Annotated in this window: 21 protein-coding genes; 10 read left to right on the top strand and 11 right to left on the bottom strand. The window is 72.0% G+C overall.

Translation table 11 applies throughout. The features are described from left to right. The first annotated feature begins 21 nt into the window (after positions 1 to 21). Both ACQPZK_RS15655 and ACQPZK_RS15650 read left to right on the top strand, forming a co-directional pair. Positions 22 to 1,323 (top strand): flavin-containing monooxygenase, encoded by a 1,302-nt coding sequence (locus tag ACQPZK_RS15655; protein WP_433538991.1) that lies wholly within the window; start codon positions 22 to 24, stop codon positions 1,321 to 1,323. Beyond that, positions 1,320 to 2,138, top strand: a complete 819-nt coding sequence (locus ACQPZK_RS15650; protein WP_433538990.1) for an SDR family NAD(P)-dependent oxidoreductase — start codon at positions 1,320 to 1,322, stop codon at positions 2,136 to 2,138. The genes ACQPZK_RS15655 and ACQPZK_RS15650 overlap by 4 nt, the downstream gene beginning before the upstream one ends. Before the next feature lie 11 nt (positions 2,139 to 2,149). Here ACQPZK_RS15650 and ACQPZK_RS15645 read toward each other — a convergent pair whose 3' ends face one another. Beyond that, positions 2,150 to 2,800, bottom strand: a complete 651-nt coding sequence (locus ACQPZK_RS15645; protein WP_433538989.1) for a LysE family translocator — start codon at positions 2,798 to 2,800, stop codon at positions 2,150 to 2,152. 203 nt (positions 2,801 to 3,003) lie between these two features. On the opposite strand from ACQPZK_RS15645, the gene ACQPZK_RS15640 reads away from it, so the two are divergent. The 3 genes from ACQPZK_RS15640 (at position 3,004) to ACQPZK_RS15630 (ending at position 5,595) form a co-directional block, all read left to right on the top strand. Further along, positions 3,004 to 3,519 carry a DUF1992 domain-containing protein gene (locus tag ACQPZK_RS15640; RefSeq protein ID WP_433538988.1) on the top strand — a complete coding sequence of 172 codons (516 nt, stop codon included), beginning with the start codon at positions 3,004 to 3,006 and terminating at the stop codon, positions 3,517 to 3,519. Positions 3,520 to 3,633: 114 nt separating this feature from the next. Further along, a complete protein-coding gene (locus ACQPZK_RS15635) occupies positions 3,634 to 4,920 on the top strand; it encodes an MFS transporter (protein WP_433538987.1) in 1,287 nt (428 codons plus the stop codon). 96 nt (positions 4,921 to 5,016) lie between these two features. Next, positions 5,017 to 5,595 (top strand): dihydrofolate reductase family protein, encoded by a 579-nt coding sequence (locus ACQPZK_RS15630; protein WP_433538986.1) that lies wholly within the window; start codon positions 5,017 to 5,019, stop codon positions 5,593 to 5,595. Here the strand turns inward: ACQPZK_RS15630 and ACQPZK_RS15625 are convergent. Both ACQPZK_RS15625 and ACQPZK_RS15620 read right to left on the bottom strand, forming a co-directional pair. Next, the gene (locus ACQPZK_RS15625; protein ID WP_433538985.1) at positions 5,577 to 6,293 is read right to left on the bottom strand and encodes a helix-turn-helix domain-containing protein; all 717 of its coding nucleotides are present in this window, start codon (positions 6,291 to 6,293) and stop codon (positions 5,577 to 5,579) included. The genes ACQPZK_RS15630 and ACQPZK_RS15625 overlap by 19 nt on opposite strands. Before the next feature lie 295 nt (positions 6,294 to 6,588). Further along, a complete protein-coding gene (locus ACQPZK_RS15620) occupies positions 6,589 to 7,164 on the bottom strand; it encodes a maleylpyruvate isomerase N-terminal domain-containing protein (protein ID WP_433538984.1) in 576 nt (191 codons plus the stop codon). A 55-nt stretch (positions 7,165 to 7,219) separates the two neighbouring features. Here ACQPZK_RS15620 and ACQPZK_RS15615 point away from each other — a divergent pair, with 55 nt between their 5' ends. Beyond that, complete coding sequence (locus tag ACQPZK_RS15615) at positions 7,220 to 8,206, top strand: helix-turn-helix domain-containing protein (RefSeq protein ID WP_433538983.1); 987 nt, start codon at positions 7,220 to 7,222, stop codon at positions 8,204 to 8,206. 11 nt (positions 8,207 to 8,217) lie between these two features. Here the strand turns inward: ACQPZK_RS15615 and ACQPZK_RS15610 are convergent, their stop codons facing one another. Then, positions 8,218 to 8,691, bottom strand: a complete 474-nt coding sequence (locus ACQPZK_RS15610) for a hypothetical protein (RefSeq protein ID WP_433538982.1) — start codon at positions 8,689 to 8,691, stop codon at positions 8,218 to 8,220. A 125-nt stretch (positions 8,692 to 8,816) separates the two neighbouring features. Here ACQPZK_RS15610 and ACQPZK_RS15605 point away from each other — a divergent pair, with 125 nt between their 5' ends. From ACQPZK_RS15605 to ACQPZK_RS15590, 4 genes are all read left to right on the top strand, one after another. Beyond that, the gene (locus tag ACQPZK_RS15605) at positions 8,817 to 9,791 is read left to right on the top strand and encodes an ABC transporter ATP-binding protein (RefSeq protein ID WP_433538981.1); all 975 of its coding nucleotides are present in this window, start codon (positions 8,817 to 8,819) and stop codon (positions 9,789 to 9,791) included. A 14-nt stretch (positions 9,792 to 9,805) separates the two neighbouring features. Next, positions 9,806 to 10,564 (top strand): ABC transporter permease, encoded by a 759-nt coding sequence (locus ACQPZK_RS15600; protein WP_433538980.1) that lies wholly within the window; start codon positions 9,806 to 9,808, stop codon positions 10,562 to 10,564. Between the two features lie 31 nt (positions 10,565 to 10,595). Then, positions 10,596 to 11,378: an ABC transporter permease gene (locus ACQPZK_RS15595; protein ID WP_433538979.1), complete on the top strand. Its 783-nt coding sequence runs from the start codon at positions 10,596 to 10,598 to the stop codon at positions 11,376 to 11,378. A gap of 251 nt (positions 11,379 to 11,629) precedes the next feature. Then, entirely contained in the window at positions 11,630 to 13,054 is a 1,425-nt protein-coding gene (locus ACQPZK_RS15590; protein ID WP_433539225.1) for an FAD-dependent monooxygenase, read from the top strand. A gap of 11 nt (positions 13,055 to 13,065) precedes the next feature. Here ACQPZK_RS15590 and ACQPZK_RS15585 read toward each other — a convergent pair whose 3' ends face one another. The 7 genes from ACQPZK_RS15585 to ACQPZK_RS15555 form a co-directional block, all read right to left on the bottom strand. Next, positions 13,066 to 13,725: a dihydrofolate reductase family protein gene (locus ACQPZK_RS15585; RefSeq protein WP_433538978.1), complete on the bottom strand. Its 660-nt coding sequence runs from the start codon at positions 13,723 to 13,725 to the stop codon at positions 13,066 to 13,068. Between the two features lie 59 nt (positions 13,726 to 13,784). Next, positions 13,785 to 14,498 carry an AraC family transcriptional regulator gene (locus ACQPZK_RS15580; RefSeq protein WP_433538977.1) on the bottom strand — a complete coding sequence of 238 codons (714 nt, stop codon included), beginning with the start codon at positions 14,496 to 14,498 and terminating at the stop codon, positions 13,785 to 13,787. A gap of 200 nt (positions 14,499 to 14,698) precedes the next feature. After that, entirely contained in the window at positions 14,699 to 17,467 is a 2,769-nt protein-coding gene (locus ACQPZK_RS15575; protein ID WP_433538976.1) for a BTAD domain-containing putative transcriptional regulator, read from the bottom strand. Between the two features lie 197 nt (positions 17,468 to 17,664). Further along, complete coding sequence (locus tag ACQPZK_RS15570) at positions 17,665 to 18,072, bottom strand: hypothetical protein (protein WP_433538975.1); 408 nt, start codon at positions 18,070 to 18,072, stop codon at positions 17,665 to 17,667. A 122-nt stretch (positions 18,073 to 18,194) separates the two neighbouring features. Beyond that, positions 18,195 to 18,656, bottom strand: coding sequence for an HNH endonuclease (locus tag ACQPZK_RS15565; RefSeq protein ID WP_433538974.1), 462 nt, complete (start codon positions 18,654 to 18,656; stop codon positions 18,195 to 18,197). 9 nt (positions 18,657 to 18,665) lie between these two features. Next, on the bottom strand, positions 18,666 to 19,241 hold the full coding sequence (locus ACQPZK_RS15560; RefSeq protein WP_433538973.1) for a nucleotidyltransferase family protein: 576 nt from the start codon (positions 19,239 to 19,241) through the stop codon (positions 18,666 to 18,668). A 34-nt stretch (positions 19,242 to 19,275) separates the two neighbouring features. Continuing rightward, complete coding sequence (locus tag ACQPZK_RS15555) at positions 19,276 to 20,010, bottom strand: SDR family oxidoreductase (RefSeq protein ID WP_433538972.1); 735 nt, start codon at positions 20,008 to 20,010, stop codon at positions 19,276 to 19,278. Positions 20,011 to 20,050: the final 40 nt, after the last annotated feature.

Here is a 20,050-nt window from a genome sequence, read left to right as displayed (position 1 = left end):
TGGATTACGCGGGGAGCGGCGATGCGGGCAGAACCCAGGGTTGCGGTGGTCGGCGCGGGCGCGGCCGGACTCGCCGCCGTGAAGGCGCTGCGTGACGCCGCCGTCCCCGTGGTCTGCTTCGAGGCCACCGACCAGGTCGGTGGCCTCTGGGTGTACGGGGCGCCCGACTCGCCCGCGTACCGCACGCTGCACCTGAACACCAGCCGTGGCCGCACCGAGTTCGCCGACCACCCGATGCCGGCCGACTGGCCCGACTACCCCGACCACACGCGGGTCGCCGGCTACCTCGCCGACTACGCCGACCGGTTCGGGCTGCACGACGCCATCCGCCTGCGGCACACCGTCGAGCGGGTCACCCGCCGACCGGACGGCACCTGGACGGTCCTGGCCAGCGGGCCGGACGGGCCGGTCGAGGTCACCGTCGAGGCCGTGGTCGTCGCCAACGGCCACAACCGGGTGCCACGGCTGCCCGAGCCGCCGTACCCCGGCGTCAGCACCGCCGAGCAGATACACAGCCACGACTACCGCGGCCCCGAGCAGTTGGCCGGCCGGCGCGTCCTGGTCGTCGGCGGCGGCAACTCGGCGATGGACATCGCGGTGGACGCCTCGTACGCCGCCGAGCGGACCCTGTTGTCGCTGCGCCGGGGTGTCTGGGTGGTGCCCAAGCACCTGCTGGGTCGCCCCTCGGACACCCTCAACGGCGCGCTGGCCCGCCGGCTCCCGTGGCGGCTGCGTCAGCGCATCAGCCAGACCATGATCGCCACCGCCGTCGGCAACCCCGCCCGCTACGGGCTGCCCGCGCCGACGCACGGCTTCCTGCAGGACCACCCGACCCTCTCGGACGGCCTGCTGTCCCGGCTCGCCCACGGCGACGTCGAGGCCCGCCCCGGTGTGGCCGCCCTCGACGGCGACCGGGTCGAGTTCACCGACGGCCGCGCCGACCAGGTCGACCTGATCGTGTGGTGCACCGGCTACCGGGTGGACATCGGGTTCCTGCCGGCCGAGCTGCTGGGCGGCGGGGCCGACACCCTGGCGTTGTACCGGCACGTGTTCCACCCCGAGGCCCCCGGCCTGACGTTCGTCGGGCTGATGCAGTCCACCGGCTCCGCGTTTCCGCTGGTCGAGGCGCAGGCCAAGCTGATCGCCGCGCAGCTCGCCGGCCGGTACGCCCTGCCCGACGCCGCACGGCAGCGGGCCGCCTGCCGGGCCGAGCTGCGGGCGGCGACGGCCCGCTGGGGTCACCGCCGACCGGCGATGCGGGTGGACTTCGACGTGTACCTGGCCGAGCTGACCCGGGAGCTGAAGACCGGAGCGCGCCGGTGACGGCGCTGACCGGGCGGCGGGTCCTCGTCACCGGCGCGAGCGGCACCTTCGGCCGGCACCTCGGCGTCGCGCTGCGCGCCGGCGGCGCCCACGTGGTGGGGCTCGACCTGCGTGCCCGCGAGGACGACGACCTGGCCGTGCTCGGCTGCGACCTGACCGACCCGGCCGCCGTCCCCGCCGCGGTGGGGGAGGCGGTCGCCCGGCTCGGAGGGCTCGACCTGTTGATCAACAACGCCGGGGTGGGTGGTCCCGCGCCGGCGGAGCTGCCACCCGACGAGGTGGTCCGCCGGCAGCTGGAGGTCAACCTGCTGGCCGCCTGGCGCACCACCGCCGCCGCGCTGCCGGCCCTGCTCGACACCCGCGGGCGGGTGATCTTCGTGGCCAGCCGGATGGCGGTGCTGCCGCTGCCCCTCGCCGCCGCGTACGGGGTCAGCAAACGGGCCCTCGTCGCGTACGCCGACGCGCTGCGCCACGAGGTGGGCACCCACGTCGGGGTGAGCGTCGTCTACCCCAGCATGGTCGCCTCACCGATCCACGACAGCACCGCCGAGGCGGGCCTGTCGCTGCGCGGAGTGTCCCGCCCCGAGCCCGTCGAGGGTGTCGTCGCGGCGATCCTGCGCGCCGCCACCGCCCGCCGGGCGCCCCGGGACGTGGCGACCACCCGACGCGGCCGGCTGGAGATGGCCGTCGGCCGGCACGCGCCCGCGCTGGCCGACCGGCTGGTACGCCGTACCCTCGCGGCGCGGCTCGCCGCCGGCGACCTGGACGCCGCGCCGCTGGCCGCCGGCATGATCCGCCGGCACCGTGAGCGGTGAGACCTACCGGATCAGGGTACGGCGACGGCCGCGCGGGAACGGTCGGCGGCGATACGGACGGCCAACGCGGCCAGGGCGGTACCGGTCACCCAGCGCTGGACACGCAGCCAGAGCGGCCGACGAGCGAAGAACCCGGCCAGCGCCCCGGCGCTGAGCACGATCATCGCGTTGACGCTCAGCGCGACGGCGATCTGGGTCAGGCCGAGCAGCAGGCTCTGCGCCGCCACCTGTCCCCGCGCCGGCTCGACGAACTGCGGTAGCAGCGACACGTACAGGATGGCGATCTTCGGGTTGAGCAGGTTGGTGACCAGGCCCATGGTGAACAGCCGCCCCGGCCGGTCCGGTGGCAGCGGCGCGGGCGTGAACGGTGACCCGCCGCCCGGGCGCACCGTGCGCCACGCCAACCACAGCAGGTAGCCGGCGCCGGCCAGCTTCACCACCGTGTACAACGCCGGGACCAGGACGAACACGGCGGCCAGGCCGGCGACGGCCGTGGCCAGGTAGACGCCGAAGCCGGCGGCCACCCCGAGCAGCGAGATCAGGCCGGCCCGGCGGCCCTGCGCCACCGACCGGGAGACCAGGTAGACCATGTTCGGGCCGGGCGTGAGCACGAGACCCAACGCCACCAGCGCGATACCCAGCAGCGCACCCGCGTCGACCATGACGTTGCCCCCCGTTCGCCGTCAGCCGGATCGACCGTAGGCCGGGCGGCGGCCGGTGCCCCAGAGCCACCTGCGAGGCGGTGGCCTGCCGAGGTGCACCCGACGGGCGGGAATGGCCGGCGGCCTGGCGGCGCTGATCGGTTGCAGCGCGCGCCGTCGCCGGAGGCGGCGCGTTATACGGTGGGCCAGGGGAGGTGCCGCAGGTGACCGACGCGTGGGACGCGACCGTGGAGGCGCAGATCCGGGGCGCCGCGCAACGCGGTGAGTTCGACAACCTGCCCGGCATGGGCAAGCCCATCCCCGGTCGGGGCATGCCGTACGACGAGTCGTGGTGGATCAAGAGTTTCCTGGAGCGCGAGAAGCTGCCCAGTGACCTGCTGCTGCCCACCCCACTGCAACTTCGTCGACGGATCGAGCAGGTCCCCGACGAGGTCCGCGACCTGCCCACCGAACAGGCCGTACGGGCCTTCGTGGGGCAGCTCAACGCGCAGGTCGTGGCGTGGCTTCGCAACCCGGACGGCCCCCGGGTGGCGGTCCGCCCGGTGAACGTCGACGAGGTCGTCGCCCGCTGGCGCGCCGAACGCGCCCGTCGGAACGTCACCGCCGCCACCGCCACCGAGCCGACCACCGCCACCGAGCCGGCCACCATCGTCGCCCCGACCCGCCGAGCCCGCCGAGCCCGCCGGGGCTGGTGGCGGCCCTGGCGCCGCCACCGCTGACGCCCCGAACAGGTCCGTACGGTCCCGAACACCCGCTTTCGCCCTCGTTCCCGGCCGCGCCGCTACGGTCGGCACCGGACGACCCGACGGGTGGCACGGGACACGGGGGGCGACGTGAGCGAGCGCGCCGCGACGTACGCCGAGGTGTTCGCGGTGCGCGAGTACCGCCACCTGTTCGTCGCGTACCTGCTGTCCCTGCTTGGCGACCAGCTCACGGCCGTCACCGTGGCGTACCTCGTCTACCGAGGGACCGGCTCGGCGGCGCTGGCGGCCGCCGCGTACGCCAGTTCCTACCTGGCGTGGCTCGTCGGCGGCCCGCTGTTGTCCGGCCTGGCCGACCGGTATCCCCGGCGGCGCGTCCTGATCGTGTGCGACCTCGCCCGCGCGGCCCTCGTACCGCTGGCGGCGTTACCGGCCGTCCCCGCGCCGGCCCTGGTGGCGATGCTCTTCGCGGTCAACCTGATGCGGCCGCCGTTCGTGGCCGCCCGTGCGGCGTTGCTGCCCGACGTGCTCGACGGCGACCGTTACGCGGTGGCCAACGGCGTAGACAACATCTGCGCCCAGGTCGTGCAGGTGCTCGGATTCGCCGTCGGCGGGAGCCTGGTGGCGCTGCTGTCGCTGCGCGGGGCGCTGCTGGTGGACGCCGGCACGTTCCTCGTCTCCGCCCTGCTGATCGCGCGCGGCGTCCGGGCACGTCCCGCGCCCCGAAGGCCCACCGGCCCGACCCGCCGTGGTCGCGCGGACGGCCTGCGGGTGCTCGTCGCCGACCCCCGGTTGCGCGCCTACGTGCTCGTCCTCTGGACGGCCAGCGCGTTCACCTACGCCGCCGAAGGGCTGATGGCGCCGCTGGCCCGGCAGTACGACGGGAACGCCGCCACGATGGGTGTGTTGCTGGCCGCCGCGCCGACGGGCATGGCGCTCGGTGGGGTCGCCCTCACCCGGTTCTGCCCACCGGCGGCCCGCCAGCGGCTGATCCTGCCCCTGGCCGCACTGTCCGCCGGTGTGCTGACGGCGGCGTGGCTCGTTCCGCCGCTGTGGGTGCTGCTCCTGCTGTTGGGGCTGGCCGGGGCCGCCAGCGCCTTCGCTGTGCCGTTGAACGCGCTGTTCGGCCGGGCGGTGCCGCCGGTGTACCGGGGACGCGCGTTCGGGGTCGCCGTCACCGGCCTCAGTGGCCTGCAGGGTACGGCGATGGTGCTGGCGGGTCTGGCCGCCGACCGGTGGTCGGCCACCACCGTGGTCGGGTTCAGTGGACTGTCCGGCGCGGTGGCCGTCCTCGCCCTCGGCCCACTGTGGCGGCGTGCCGCCGGGTCGGCGTCGTTCGCGGGGTTGCGGAAGAGCGGTACGGCGGTCGGCGCCGGGGATGAACCGGTGGTGAGGCGAACGGACGTCCCGGCGGGTTGACTCTGTGGACCCGCTGTCGCTTTCATCCAAGACAGCCGCTGCGGCCGCGCCTAGCGTGGACCCGGCAACCCGCCCGAGCAGGAGGAGACAGCACACATGCGTGACCTGGTCTACACCGGTTTCATGTCGCTCGACGGCGTCGTCGATTCGCCCGGCGGCGGGCCGGGGGAGGGGCACCGCAGCGGCGGGTGGGTGGTCAAGGACCTCGAGTTCGTCCCAGAAGCCTGGTCGCTGAAGGGCGAGGAACTGGCCGACACGACGGCGCTCATGTTCGGCCGCCGCAGCTACGAGGCGTTCGCGCCGGTCTGGCCCGGCTCGGAGGACCACGCCGACTACAAGCTGCTGCCCAAGTACGTGGTGTCGAGCACGCTGCCTGACGATGCCCTCGTCGACGGGTGGGGACCGACGACGATCCTGCGCTCGACCGAAGACGTCGCCGCACTCAAGCAGGGCGAGGGCGGTGCGATCTTCATTCACGGGAGCGCCGAGCTGGCCCGGCGGCTTTCGGACGCGGGCCTGATCGATCAGTACAACCTGCTCGTATTTCCCGTGCTGCTCGGTGCCGGCAAGAGCCTGTTCGGCCGGGCCGATCGGGACAAGCACATCCTGACGCTGCGGGAGTCGGAGAGCTACTCGAACGGGATCCTGAAGCTGATCTACGACGTCAAGCGTTGATCCCGATCCAGGTCGAGGGCGATCGCGCCGCCGGCGCCTTGGCGTAGCTGCCTGACGGTGCGTCCGACGTAGAAGCGCAGTGCCCGGGCCAGGTGCGGCTCGTCGAAGTAGTCGAGTTTGGCAACGACGTCGGCGGCCGGGTCGCCCACGGCCAGCAGCTGCGCCGCTGTGCGGGCCCGCTCGATCTGCCGCACCGCACCCCGTGTCAGTCCCGTCGCGGCGCGGAACCGGCGTTCGACCGTGCGGCCCGAAACGACCGGGCGGTGCCCCCGCAACACCTCGGCGACAAGCCGGTCACGGACCACGGTCCCGGCTCGGACGAGCCTTTCGACCAGCGCCTCGGCATCGTCCGGGCCGGGTGTCTCCCAACGTGCGCCGTCCAGCCGGAACGTCCGGCGCGTGGTGTCGGGGAGTCCGATGCCGCCGTCGACCAGCGCCGACATCGGCACGGCCCGCAACGACGTGCCCACCGCGAACTCGATGCCGGTAAAGGTCGCGCCCGCCGGCACCGGCGCCGTGCCGGTCCGGGTCTCGGGACCGGTGATGCCCGCGTACGCCTGACCGGCCTGCTCCCAGAAGACCAGGCCGAAACGCACTCCTGCGACGGAGGTCATCGTGGTGACCTGCTCGCTGGCGCATGTCCAGACGGTGTCGACCCACGGCGAGTCGGACCGGCGCGTCTCGAACCGCAGTGCCACGGGCGAAGGATACGCCGCTCGACCAGCAGCGCGGGCTCACCGAGCTTGCTCAACCCCGGTTCGGGGACCGGGTCGTACAAGCTCGAACGAGTCCGAACGCCGAAAGCCCTACCGCCGAGGTGGGCGGCGGTCGACGCTGAGGCCATCGGGCGGGCACGGGGTCGCCCTGAAGGGGAGGGAGAAGCGCATGCGTGGCGTTCGCGAGCGCGGCATCAGCTGGACGTGACGGTTTCGAGCAGGCGGGTGCCGCGGTGGTCGTTGGTCCCTCGACCGTCGCGGCACCTGCCCGACCGGGTCAGTCCACCGCGGCCCGCCACGTCCAGGAGGTACGCCGCGCCCGACCCGGCAGCTCACCCCGGCCGGTCATCCACAGCAGCACATCGGGCGCGTCGCCGGGCGGGGCGTCCGGGAAGAGTCGCCGTAACACCAGCGCGCTCAGGCGGTGCGGCGGCTGCCACGGCACGCCGAGGCCGAGGGTGATGTCGTGGGTGTGCAGCACCGTCTCGGCCACCCCCATCGCGGCGAACCCGGCCGGATCGCAGGGGCCCCAGTGCCAGGCCCGCTCGGTCGGTTCGGCGGCCTCGACGGCGACCGCGAGCAGCCGGGCGCAGGCGAGCACCACGTCGAGCACCCGGGCCGGGCTCGCCGTGGGGGAGACCCGCAGGTCGTACGGCAGATAGCTGTCCTGAGCCAGGCCGGTGACCTGGCCGGCGTAGGCGAGCAGGTCGTGCGCAACGTGCGCGGCGGTCGTCCAGCAGCTCCACGTCAACCTGCCGGCTGGCACCGACCAGTCGCGGTCGAGGTGCGGGCGCAGCACACCCGTCATCTCGTCGGCCGCCGCCCGTACGTCGGCGCCGGTCACCGGGGACATCGGTACGTCGATGCGTGCAAGAATCCATCCTCGCGATCGGGGGGAGGCGAACCACATGTTGCCCAACCTGGTGGTCGACACGACGGTACTGCCGCCGGCTGACCGGTTCGAGTTCTGGTACTCCCTGGTCGCGCAGGAGACGGGACCTGTGCACATAACCAGCGCACGGCTGGACGACTTCGTCGCGTACGCCCGGGCCGTCGACCTCGGCCGAATCCGCGTGACCTCGCTGCGGTACCCCTCGCTGCACGCCACCCGACCCGCGGGCCTGGTCCGCCGGACGGCAACGGACATCTACCAGCTCACGCTGCCACTGACGGGTCGCAGCACCCTGGTCCAGGATCGCACCGAGACCGCACTCGTCGCCGCCAGCCACTTCACCCTGCTGGACACGGCCCATCCGTACATCGCCCGGCACCGGGCGGACGGCCCCGGTCTCGCCAGGACGATCACCGTGCAGATCCCCTACGCGGCGCTGCCGCTGCCGCCGGATCGCCTGCGCCGCCTGCTGGCCACGCCGATGTCGTCCCGTCTCGGCGTCGCCGGGCTCCTGGGCCATCACCTGCGGAGCATCGCGATGCACCCGGAGCAGTACGAGTCGAACCAGGCCGACATGCTGGCCGGGATGGCGTTGGACCTGCTCGCCGCCACGCTTGCCCAGCACCTCGACATCGAGGGCGTTCTGTCGCCGGAGACACGGCACGCCGCCCTACGCGCTCGCGTGGTCGACTTCATCGACCGCCACCTCGGCAGCGCCGAGCTCAACCCGCGAAGCGTGGCCGCCGCCCACCACATCTCCCTGCGTACCCTGCACCGCCTGTTCGAGGGCGAGGCGACGACACCTGCCGGGCTCATCCGAGTCAAGCGTCTGGAGCGGTGCCGGCGGGACCTGGCCAACCCACTGCACGCGCGACAGCCGGTCCACCTCATCGCCGCCCGTTGGGGTTTCCCGGACAAGGCCCACTTCAGCCGTCTCTTTCGCGCCAGCTTCGGATGTTCACCGCAGGCGTACCGGGCGGCCCACACACCGCCGGACCGGTGACCCGGCAGCCGCTAACGGTGGTCGGTCGGGTCGTCCGCGTCGAAGTCGCGTACGGCGGTGCGGATCATCTCGCCGTACGGGTCGTCCGGCAGTTGGTCCAGGTGCTCTCGGGCCCGGGCGAGGTGCTCCCGGGCCGGGCCGGCGTTGCCCAGTCGCCGGTGACAGTCGGCGAGGTTGAGGTGCAGCGACGGCAGGAACGCCCGTACCTCGAGCGACGGCAGGTGCCGCCGGGTGCGTTCGTCGGTCAGTTCGGACACGGCCGCCAGGGCACGTTCGTCCCAGCTCAGCTCCGCGTCGAGAGTGTCCTGGAGGTCGGCGAGATGGTGGGCGACGGTGCAGCGGTGCAGGGCGTCGCCAGCCGGGCCGATCTCGTCCCACAGCACGGTGAGCAGCTCACGGGCCTCGGCGGCGTTGCTGGTCCGGCCGAGCTGCACCGCCTCGACGATGCGGGTCATGGTGGGGTCGGGGGTCATCTGGTCGGTCATGTCGCCGATGCTCGGGCCTCGATCAGGTCGAGGGTCAAACGACGAGCAGCCGACGGACCGTCGAGAATTTTCAGTGATCGGTATTAATCTTGCACGTATCAGTCTGGTTTTCGTAGGCTGCCCCGGTGATCGAGCAACCCCTCGTCGAGGCGAGGAATCTGGCCAAGATCTATCCGCGACGTGGGTCCACAGCGGAGTTCCGGGCGGTCGACGGCATCGACTTCACGCTCCAACGGGGTGAGTCGTTCGGGCTTCTCGGGCCCAACGGCGCCGGCAAGTCCACCACCATGCGGATGATCGCCGCGACGTCGCCGATCAGTGGCGGCAGCCTGCGTGTCCTCGGCATGGACCCGATGACGCAGGGGCCGCAGATTCGCGCCCGGCTGGGTGTCGTCACCCAGGACGACCACCTGGACAACGAACTCACCGTCCGGGAGAACCTGCACATCTACGGGCGGTACTTCGGCCTGCCCCGGGCCGTCATCCGGGACCGGGCGACCCGGCTGCTGGACTTCGCCCACCTGCGCGAGAAGGCCGGCGACCAGGTGGAGACGCTCTCGGGCGGCATGCGGCGGCGGCTGACGATCGCCCGCGCCCTGATCAACGAACCCGACATCCTGCTGCTCGACGAGCCGACCACCGGCCTCGACCCGCAGGCCCGACACATCCTGTGGGACCGGCTCTTCCAGCTCAAACAGGAGGGCGTCACGCTCATCCTCACGACGCACTACATGGACGAGGCCGAGCAGCTCTGCGACCGGCTCGTCGTCGTCGACCACGGTCGGATCGTCGCGCAGGGCTCTCCCCGAGACCTGATCACCCGGTACGCCACCCGGGAGGTCCTCGAACTTCGCTTCCGCCCCGACGAACGGGACACCGCGGCGGAGAAACTCCGAACATCGGCGTTGGCCACCGGCGGCACCGCCGCCGACGGTCGCGTCGAACTGCTCGCGGACCGGGCACTCGTCTACTGCGCCGAGGGTGAGTCCGCCCTCGCCACGGTGCACGCCCTCTCACTCACCCCGCTCACCGCCCTGGTCCGTCGCGCGACGTTGGAGGACGTGTTCCTCACGCTGACCGGCCGATCGCTCATCGAGTAGCGGGGGGATCACTCGTGCTGCACGCATTCCGATACTGGCTCACCCGCTACCGGCGCACCTGGCGCGGCACGATCGTCATCAACGTCCTGAACCCGTTGCTCTTCCTCGTCGGTATCGGGGCCGGCCTGGGTGCCCTCGTCGACGACAACGCGCCCGCCCAGATCAGCGGCGTGTCCTACGCGGCGTTCTTCGCACCGGGCATACTGGCCGCGGCGGCGATGCAGAACGCGTTCCTGGAGGCGTCCTGGGGAGTCGCCCGCGCCGCCGGCTACGGCGCCTACCGGGGGGCGACGCCGACGCCGATCGAACCCGCGCAACTCGCCGCCGGGCACCTGCTCTTCATCACCGTACGGCTGCTCGTCACCAGCGGCGCGTTCATCGCGGTGATGGCCGCGTTCGGGCTGATCGAGGGCCGGTGGGCGCTCGGGGCCCTGCTCGGCGCGACGCTGACCGGGCTCGCGTTCGCGGCGCCGGCCGCGGCGTGGGCGGTCGGGGTGCGCACGTTGCGCCACATCGACACGGTGTTCCGCTTCGTCATCATGCCGCTCTACATGTTCTCCGGCACCTTCTTCGCCGTGTCCCAGCTACCGGAGTGGATCCGGCCGGTGTCCTATCTGCTGCCACTGTGGCACGGGGTGGAACTGTGCCGCACGGTGAGCCTCGGCACGGCCACGATCGCCACGAGCTGCGTCCACATCGCCTACCTGCTGGCGCTCGCGATCGGCGGTTTCCTCGTCGCCCGCGTCACCTACCGCCGCCGGCTGCACCCGTGACGCCCCACGTCCCAAGCCATGTGGAGACACCATGACCAGCGTCGTCGTACCCGCCTGGACCCGCCGCCGCGTGCTCGCGCTCGTCGAACGCAACTTCATGATCTACCGGCGCTCGATCACGCCGCTGCTCAACGCGCTCGTCGAACCGATCCTCTACCTGCTGTCGATCGGCGTCGGCGTCGGGTTGCTCGTCGGCACCGTCCCCGGGGTCGACGTCCCGTACGCCGCCTACGTGGCCCCGGCGATCCTGGCCACCACCGCGATGAACACGGCGTTCAACCAGACCAGCTTCGGCGTCTTCAACCGGATGCGGATCGAGAAGACGTACGAGGCGATCCTGCCGACACCGCTCTCGGTCACCGACATCGCCGTCGGTGAGGTCACCAGCGCGATGATCAACGCCCTGTTGACGTCGGTCGGCTTCCTGGCTCTCATGGCGATCGGTGGGCTGGTCAGCTCGCCCTGGGCGTTGCTGGCACTGCCCGCCTCGCTGCTGATCTCGTACGCCTTCGCGGCGGCCGGGCTGGCCGTCACGACGTACCTGCGCGATTTTCCCGACTTCCAGTACATCCAACTGTTCATGCTGCCGATGTACCTGTTCGCCACGACGTTCTACCCCCTCTCGGTCTATCCGGAGGCGGTACGGCCCCTCATCCAGGCCCTGCCGCTCTACCACAGCATCGAACTCGTCCGGGAGCCGGCGCTGGGTCACCTGGGCTGGGACCTGCTGATCGCGGCGGCGTACCTCGTCGCGTTCGGCTCGATCGCCATGTGGGTGGCCACGCGCCGGATGACCCGGGCGATGCTGCGGTGAGCGGCGCGGAATGAGCTGGACGCGACGCCGCACGGGCGGTAGCTTGCAGTCGACCGCGACACCGTCCGAGGAGGTGAGACCCATGACCGCTGGTTCGAAGTGGGTGCTCCCCTCGCCGTCCCGGTTGGGCGACTGACGTAGGTGTCGCCGGGAGCGCCTTTCACCCAAGGCACTCCCGAAAGGCCGCTCCTGTGTCCTCCATCAATCCCGATCCCTTCCTGACGTCGCCCCCGAGCACCGACGCGGGTCGCCTGTTCGACGTGATCATCGTCGGCTGCGGGCCGACCGGCGCGATGCTGGCCGCCGAACTCCGCCTGCACGACGTCCGGGTCCTCGTTCTCGAGAAGGAGACCGAACCTCCGTCGGCCGTGCGCATCGTGGGTCTGCACATCCGCACCCTCGAGGTGCTGGCGATGCGCGGACTCCTGGACCGCATGCTCGCGCACGGTAGGCGACGTCCGGCCGCCGGCTTCTTCGCCGCCATCGACAAACCCGCGCCCACCGGGCTGGACTCCCCGTACGCCTACCTGCTGGGCATACGGCAGCCGGTCATCGAGCGTCTGCTCGCGGAGCATGCGACCAATCTGGGCGCGCAGATCCGGCGCGGACGAACGGTCACCGGTCTCGCACAGGACGACGAGGGCGTGACCGTCGAGCTGTCCGACGGCGAGCAGGTGCGCACGCGCTACCTCGTCGGCTGCGACGGGGCACGCAGCACCGTGCGCAAACTCCTCGGCGTCGGCTTTGCCGGCGAGCCCACGCGGACCGAGACGTTGATGGGCGAGATGGAAGCGGACCTGTCACCGGAGGAGATCGCCTCCGCGACGGCAGCCGTCGGCGGGCCCCGGCACCGATTCTGGGTACGACCCGCCGGCGTCGGCATCTACAGCGTCGTCGTCCCGGCGGCAGGCGTCAGCGACCGCGCGGTACCACCCACCATCGAGGATTTCCGACGACAGCTGCGAACCGTCGCCGGTACCGACTTCGGCGTGCACTCCCCGCGCTGGATGTCCCGCTTCGGCGACGCCACCCGGCTCGCCGAGCGGTACCGGGTGGGCCGGGTCCTGCTGGCCGGCGACGCCGCCCACATCCATCCGCCCATCGGCGGTCAGGGCCTCAACCTGGGCGTCCAGGACGCGGTCAACCTCGGCTGGAAGCTTGCCGCACAGGTGCGAGGCTGGGCGCCGGAGACCCTGCTGGACACCTACCACGCCGAACGCCGTCCGGTCGCCGCCGACGTGCTGGACAACACCCGCGCCCAGACGCACCTGCTGTCCGACGAACCCGGCGCGCAGGCCGTACGCCGGCTGCTCACCGAGCTGATGGACGTCGACGAGGTGAACCGCCATCTCCTCGAGAAGATCACCGGAACCGGCATCCGCTACGACGTGGGCGAGGGCCCCGACCTGCTCGGTCGCCGCCTGCCCGACGTCCACGTGCGACAGAGCAACCTCTACGGTCTGCTGCATCGCGGCCGTGGCCTGCTGCTGGACCGCACCGGACGACTGACCGTCGGCGCCTGGTCGGACCGGGTCGACCACCTCGCGGACGCCGGAGCGGCGGTGGACGTCCCGTGCCTCCTGCTGCGTCCCGACGGTCACGTCGCCTGGATCGGCGACGATCAGCGGGCCCTGGACGACCATCTGGCGCGGTGGTTCGGCAGGCCCACCGAGTGAGGCCGTCGGTGTCAGTCGAGGACCGCCACCGAACGCCCCTCGTCCACCGTGTACGCGCCCGTCGAGAGGTCGCCGAGGGCCGTGGGCGTCAGGGTCAGCGAGACGACGCCGCCGGGCAGCACCCGGACGCCGTCCTCGGACGCCGCGAACGTGGCAGGCGTCGACCCATCCGGGAACAGACGCTTCCCGCCGCCGACGACGACGGGGTACTGCAACAGCCGGTAGAGGTCGACGAGTCCGCCCTCGTGCAGCGTCTGTACGAGCCGCCAACTGCCGTGCACCTGGAGTTCCCCACCCGGGCTTTCCTTGAGCCGGCGCACCGCGTCGACGACGCCGCCGCGCAGGACCGTCGTCGGGCTCCAGCCGGCCTCCTCGTCGGTCAGCGTCTCGCTGACGACGTACTTCGGCAGGGTGTTCAGCTTGGTGGCGATCAGGTCCTCGGGCGCCGTGACCTTCGGCCAGTACCCGCCGAGCAGGCCGTAGCTCGTGCGACCGAAGAGGAAGGCGTCGGCCGCACGGAACCAGCCCTCGACGACCTCGTTGGTGTGCGCGGACATGTGCGGGACGAGCCATCCGCCCCGGTCGAAGCCGTCCGAGCGGTCCTCGTCCGGGGCCCCCGGCCCCTGCATGACGCCATCGAGGCTGACGAAGACGTTGACGCTGAGCAGCACGGCTCTCCTCCGTTCGCGTGAAATCGGCCGGCCGCCTCCGGGCGGCCGGCCGACGGAGGTTAGCTACCGGGCCGCGGGTCGGTCTTGTACAGGAACGACATCGTCGGTTCGTCGGCCGTCCCCAGCCCTCCAGCGGTGTGTCCGACGAAGCGCCGCAGCGCGTGTGCCAGGTGAGCCTGGTCGAAGTAGCCCAGCGTGTCGACGACGGTGCGCCAGTCGAGGCCGTCGCGCAGCATCGTGGCCGCGGCGTTCGCGCGGTCGATCTGGGCCACGGCGGTCTGCGACAGTCCGGTCACGGCCCGGTGGTGCCGCTGGTGGGTGCGCGTGGACCGGTGACGGTCAAGCTCCGCACCGGCCAGGCGGGACGGCACCAGCAGCCCCGCGTCGCGCAGGCGACGCACGAACTGCTCGACGTTCTCATACGTCGGCGTCTCCCACTCGGTGCCGCCGATGACCACCTGGCCCGAGTGTGTCACCGGGAAGGACACGTGGCTGTCGACGATCGAGGTCGCGGGGTGCGGTCGGAAGACGGCGCCGAGCGTGAGCCGGATCCCGAGGAACTCGGCGTCCGGAGGGACGGGTGCCGTGGTCGCCCTGGTCTCGGGCCCGCGCAGCGAGACCAGGAGCCGACCGGGCGTTCGCGTGACGATCAGGTGGCAGCACGTACGCGCCACGGAGGTCATCGTCGCCTCGGCGTCGCTGGTGGTGCGCCAGACACGGTCGACGAGGCGGGCGTCCGTCTCGGTCGGACGATGCTCGAACCGTAAAGCCATGAACCCTCCACCGAGCTGCCGCAACGTCGCTCCTGAGCGTAGGCGACCGCCTCCGGCATGGATTAACGGATTACCAGTAACGATAATCCTTTAATCCATGCCCACAAATGGTGCATAACACGCACGCACCATAATGACAGTTAAGGGGCGTAAGGCTTTACGTTGGTGTGAATCGGCCCGGTGTTCGGTCGACGTCCCGGTCAGCCTTCGAGGTCGCGGAGCGCGGTGGCCACCGTCTCGGCGTTCGGGTGGTCGAGTTCGCGAAGGATCGTCGTCGCCTGCCGCAGGAACTCGCGCGCCTGCTCCGCCTCGCCGGCGGCGGCGTGGCTCTGCCCCAGATGCGTCAGGATCTCCGCCTCGTTGTACCGGTCCCGGAAGTTGCGGACCAGTTTGAGGGCCCGCTGGTAGCAGGTGGTGGCCTCGGCGTGCCGGTCCAGGTGGTGGTACGCGTAACCCAGGCTGTCCCAGGCGCCCGCCTCGGCGTGCTGGTCGCCGATCTCCTGGTTGAGCTCGACCGCCCGCTCGCCGTACGCCACGGCCGCGGCGTGGTCGCCGAGCTGGGTGTGCAGCCAGCCGACGTTGTTGACGGCCATCGCCTCCCCGGCCCGGTGCCCGGCCTGTTGGTAGAGCTCAAGGGCCAACTCGTTGTGGCGCAGCGCGTCGGCCCAGTGGTCCTGCTGGTTGTAGGCCCAGCCGAGCCCACGATGGGTGTGCGCCTGGCTGACCGGGTCGCCCAGATCCTCGAACAGCGCCAGTGCCGCCTGGTAGTGCCGGTGGGCCTCGTCGAGCTCCCCGAGCTGGGTGTGAACCACCCCGAGGCTGCGGTGGGAGCACGCCTGCCAGCGCCGCTCGCCGAGCCGGCTCGCGGCCCGCAGCGCCGCAAGCTGCGTCGCGGTCCAGTCGCGCCAGTGCCCCTGCTCGTCGAGGTAACTCTCCATCGTCCAGGCCAACTGCCAGGTGTACGCGTCGAGCCCGTCGCGTGCCGACCGCCGCAGAATGCCGAGCAGCACGGCGTGCTCGGTGTGGAACCAGGCCAGCGCCTGCGACTGGTCGGCTACCGGATCGAGGGTGAGCTGGGGCTGTGCGGGCGGTAGCGTGATCGGCTCGCGTGCCGGGTCGAGCAGGCACGTCGCCGCGTGGGCGGTGTGCAGGTAGTGGTCGAGCATGCGCGTCAGGGCGGCCTGCCGGTCGTCCGGGGCGTCGCGTTCGACCTGTTCGGCCGCGTACAGGCGGACCAGGTCGTGCAGCCGGTATCGCGTCGACGTCTGTTGGTGGACCAGGTGCGCCTCGTACAGGTCGTGCAGCAGCGGCCGGGTCTGCTGCGGGGAGAGGCCGTTGAGGCTCGCCGCCGCCCCCAGGCCAACCTCGGGGCCGGGCGTCAGACCGAGCAGCCGGAACATCCGGGCCGCCTGCGGCGCCAGGGCGCGCGTGGACGAGGCGAAGACCGCGCGCAGGTCGGCGCTCAGGTCGCCGGTGGTCAGGGCGTCCAGCCGCGTCGCCTCCTCGGACAGCTCCTCGACGAGCGCCCGGAGCGGGAGATCGGGGTGCATCGCCGCGCGGGCCGCGACGATGCTGAGGGCCAGTGGCAGGCCGTGGCACCGGGCCAGCAGCGCGGCGACGCTGTCGGGTTCCTCCGCGAGGAGCCGCGGCCCGAACCGGCGGGACAGCAGGTGGTGGGCCTCGTCGTCGGTCAGCACGTTCAGGGTGAAGCCCTGCGCGCCCTGCGCCACGAGGCCGCCCAGGCGGCGACGGCTGGTCACCAGGACGGTGCAGGTGGGGCTGCCCGGTAGCAGTGCGGCGACCTGCTCGGTGTCGTGCGCGTTGTCCAGCACGATCAGCATCCGCCGGCCCGCGATCAGGGTGCGGTAGAGGGCCGCCTGCGCGTCCAGACCGGTCGGGATCTCCTTGGGCGGTACGGCGAGGGCGTCGAGGAGGCCGCGCAGGGCCACCGCCGGCGGCACCGGCTCGGCGGCGGAGTCGAAGCCGCGCAGGTTCACGTACAACTGGCCGTCGGGGAAGCGGTCCAGGTGGTCGTACGCCCAGCGCAGGGCCAACCAGGTCTTGCCGACGCCGCCGGTCCCACCGATCACCGCGACGGCGACGGCCGGCGCGTCGTCGGTCTGACTCTCGACGAGGCGGGACAGCTCGGCCAGTTCGCGGACCCGGCCGGTGAACAACGGAGGTGGGGCCGGCAGTTGCCGGGGGATCGGATGAGCCAACGCCGCCCCGGACGTCGGCGCGGCGAGTGTCGGGTCGGCGTTGAGGATGGCCAGGTGCAGCGCTCGCAGATCAGGGCCGGGGTCGACGCCGGTCTCGTCGGCCAGGACACGGCGCAGCCGCTCGTAGTGCTCCAGCGCCTCGGCCTGCCGACCGCAACGGTAGAGGGCGCGCATGAGTTGCCCGGCGAGGCGCTCGTCGAGCGGATGGGCCGACGCATCCCGCAGGAGGTCCGGCAGCAGGGACGCGTGCCGGCCCAGGCGGAGCGCGGTGTCCGTACGGTCCCGTTCCGCGGACAATCTCTCCTGCGTGAGCGCCTCGCGCGTCTCGTTGAGCCACGGGGTGTCCAGCCGGGGGAAGGGCTCGCCGCGCCACAGGCCGAGGGCCTCGTCGAACCGCCCCAGCGCCGCCTCGTCGTCGGGCACCGCGCGCGCCCCGGCGACCAGGTCGCGGAACCGGTGCAGATCCACTGCGGCCGGGTCCACGCTGAGCAGGTAGCCGCCCGAGCGGCGGGAGATCTCCGCGCCGCCGGCCAGGCAGGACCGCAGCCGGGACAGGTAGCTGTACAGCGAATTCACGGCGCGCTGCGGACGGTGGTCGGCCCAGACGCGTTCGAGGAACTGGTCGACGTGCACGACGCGATTCGCCTCGATGAGCAGGATCGCCAGGACGCTGCGCTGCCGGGCGTGGCCCAGGTCGACCCATTCGCCGTCGATCTCCGCCTCGACCTCGCCGAGCAGCCTGAACTTCACCGACACCGTCCCCCGCTGTCGCCGGCCTGACCAGGCGATTCAAGATTCGCTCAAGAAGTCTCTCCATTGTATTCGGAGACATTCTCGAATCCGGATCGCGAGGACCGCCGTCTACGTGCTGGGATGGCACGGCAGCGGGCCCCGGGACTCCTTGAGGGAGTTCCGGGGCCCGCTGCGGCGGTGGTGCGCGCAGGGCGTCAGTCGCCGGCGGGAACCTCGTAGAGCCGGCTGCCGCTGACGAACGTGGACCCTTCGTAGTTCGCGATCGTGAACGTGATGTAGCCGGTCTCGGCGATGTCGAGGTCGATGTCGACGCAGTTGCCATTGCCGGGGTAGTAGTGCCGGTTGCCGCTGTACGAGCCGCCGTTGATGGCGTAGTTCACCACCGGGTGGTGGTTGAGGCCCGTGTCGCAGACCCAGAGGTGCTCCCCGTAGGGCGCGAAGCAGGCGAAGGCGCCGCCGTCGTACGAGTAGCCGCCGTAGCAGGCCGAGGGCGGGCTCGCCGCCGCCTGCGCCGAGGGTGCCGCCGCCGAGGCCGGTGCGGCGAACGCCAGCGCCGCGCCGAAGGGGATGGCGAGAGCTGTCGCGATTCGTCCGAGCTGCATGGGAAACCTCCTGTGCGAGTTACCCCGGACGTCCGGGGTGTCTGCGTCGAAGGCTGCCGGCACGGGTGTGCGGGAACCTTGCGCGGAGGTTGAATCGCCTGGTGAAACAGTGACCCTGGGCGTCAGTTCGGGACGTACGCCGAGCGGGCCTGGCTCACCTCGGCGGCCTGGCGCTCGCGCCACCGGCGTTGACTGTCCCGGTTGCAGGCGCGGCACGTCCGGCGGTATCGACCCGTCGACTCGTCGATCTCGCGGTCGTGCCCGTTGCGGCAGACCGGGCCCTGCGTTCGGGTACGGCAGTTCTCGGCGCGGCTGACCTGCCGGAGGTGGGTGGGCTCGATGCAGTCCTTCGCCGGGCAGAGGTGGCCGACCTCCAGATCGGGCTGGTGCCCGCCGACGAAGACGACGTACGCGGCGATGTGCGCCCACGCGCGGCCCGCGACCTTCTGGTGGACGCCGCGCCGCGTGCCGTACCCGCTGATGATGAGGCAGCCGTCGTCCTGTCGGACCGAACGCCGCAGGAGGTGTTCGCGCAGAGTGGCCTCGGTGAAGTGTCGGGACAGTCCCTTGACCTCGCTGAGCACGGCGTCACCCTATCGGAGGCGCGCGGCCTCGTCGGGCCTGTCGACGTCGGTGTCGTCGGCGACGTCGGCGCAGTCCACCAGTCGTACGGCGGTGTCGTGGGCGCGGAGATAGTCGCGCGCGCCCCGGTCGCCGGTTGCCGCCTCGGCGACTCCGGGCCAGTGGTCACGCCCGAGCAGCACCGGATGTCCACGTCGCCCGTCGCGGTAGGTGGCCATGGCGAGGGATGCGGCGGTGGCGTCGCGGGCGACGCGGCGTACCGCCTCCGGGGTCAGGTCGGGCTGGTCGACGAGGGTGACCACGACGGCGGCGGCCGGGCTGGACGTGAGGAAGTCCAGCCCGGCCCGCAGCGAGGAGCCCATGCCCGACGCCCAGTCGCCGTTGACCACCACCTCGGGCAGCCGGGCGCGGGTGCGGATCTCGTCGGCCTGTGCGCCGAGCACCACCAGCACCGGTCCGCAGCCGGCGGCGGTGAGGAGGTCGGCGGCGTGTTCCACGAGCAGGCGGCCACGGTAGGGCAGGAGGGCCTTGGGCTGGCCGAGCCGTCGACCGGCGCCGGCCGCCAGGAGCAGACCCGCCGTGACCATGCGCCGAGCGTAGCCCGCCCGTCACGGTGGAACGTCAGCGCGCCAGCCACTCCCGGTACGAGGTGGGGGCGAGAACGGCGTCCTGCTTGCCGATGAGCACGTCGCCGGGGGCGGCCGCGAACATGCCGGCGGTGTCGTCGGTGGTGACGGTCCGCTGGTCGCCCCGCGCGGCGAGGGTGATCCGGCCCAGCTCGTCGAGGCCGAACACGTCGGGGCCGGCGATGTTGCGGACGCCCTGAAGGGGCGCGCCCACGCTCACGTCGGCGACGGCCTGGGCGACGTCGGCGGCGGCCATCGGCTGCACGGGGGTGCTGGGCAGGCGGACGCCGGACTCGTCGGCGGTCCAGGAGATGACCGCGTCCATGAACTCGAAGAACTGGGTGGCGCGCACGATCGAGTAGGGCACCCCGCTGGCCTTCAGGATGTCCTCCTGGAGCACCTTCGCGCGGTAGTAGGCCAGGTCGGGCACCTGGTCGACGCCGACGATCGACAGGATGACGGCGTGTCCGACGCCGGCCTGCTCGGCGGCGGCCAGGAGGTTGTCCATGGTGGTCTGGAAGAAGGCGGGGGAGGCCTCGTCGAACGTCGGCGAGTTGGTGAGGTTGACGACGACGTCGGCGTCCTTGAGCGCCTCGGGCAGGCCCTGCCCGGTGAGCAGGTCGACTCCGGTCGACTGCGAGTGCCCGAACGCGTCGTGTCCGGCGGTCCGCAGGATCTGGACGACCTGGGACCCGATCAGGCCCGTCCCGCCCATCACAGCGATCTTCATGTCGGTTGCGCCTTTCGTGTCCGGTTCGTCCCGGCACCCC

Source organism: Micromonospora sp. CA-249363, assembly GCF_050950185.1.
Taxonomy (GTDB): domain Bacteria; phylum Actinomycetota; class Actinomycetes; order Mycobacteriales; family Micromonosporaceae; genus Micromonospora.
The sequence above is the reverse complement of the archived record's forward strand: the minus strand, read 5'-3'. Positions and strand labels throughout refer to the sequence as shown.

Coding starts and splice junctions, on each gene's coding strand:
- ACQPZK_RS15620 (WP_433538984.1), bottom strand. CDS start 7,164: ATGTCCCCGGTGACCGGCGCCGACGTACGGGCGGCGGCCGACGAGATG.
- ACQPZK_RS15655 (WP_433538991.1), top strand. CDS start 22: ATGCGGGCAGAACCCAGGGTTGCGGTGGTCGGCGCGGGCGCGGCCGGA.
- ACQPZK_RS15560 (WP_433538973.1), bottom strand. CDS start 19,241: ATGGTCACGGCGGGTCTGCTCCTGGCGGCCGGCGCCGGTCGACGGCTC.
- ACQPZK_RS15645 (WP_433538989.1), bottom strand. CDS start 2,800: ATGGTCGACGCGGGTGCGCTGCTGGGTATCGCGCTGGTGGCGTTGGGT.
- ACQPZK_RS15595 (WP_433538979.1), top strand. CDS start 10,596: ATGACCAGCGTCGTCGTACCCGCCTGGACCCGCCGCCGCGTGCTCGCG.
- ACQPZK_RS15570 (WP_433538975.1), bottom strand. CDS start 18,072: ATGCAGCTCGGACGAATCGCGACAGCTCTCGCCATCCCCTTCGGCGCG.
- ACQPZK_RS15610 (WP_433538982.1), bottom strand. CDS start 8,691: ATGACCGACCAGATGACCCCCGACCCCACCATGACCCGCATCGTCGAG.
- ACQPZK_RS15555 (WP_433538972.1), bottom strand. CDS start 20,010: ATGAAGATCGCTGTGATGGGCGGGACGGGCCTGATCGGGTCCCAGGTC.
- ACQPZK_RS15615 (WP_433538983.1), top strand. CDS start 7,220: ATGTTGCCCAACCTGGTGGTCGACACGACGGTACTGCCGCCGGCTGAC.
- ACQPZK_RS15630 (WP_433538986.1), top strand. CDS start 5,017: ATGCGTGACCTGGTCTACACCGGTTTCATGTCGCTCGACGGCGTCGTC.
- ACQPZK_RS15580 (WP_433538977.1), bottom strand. CDS start 14,498: ATGGCTTTACGGTTCGAGCATCGTCCGACCGAGACGGACGCCCGCCTC.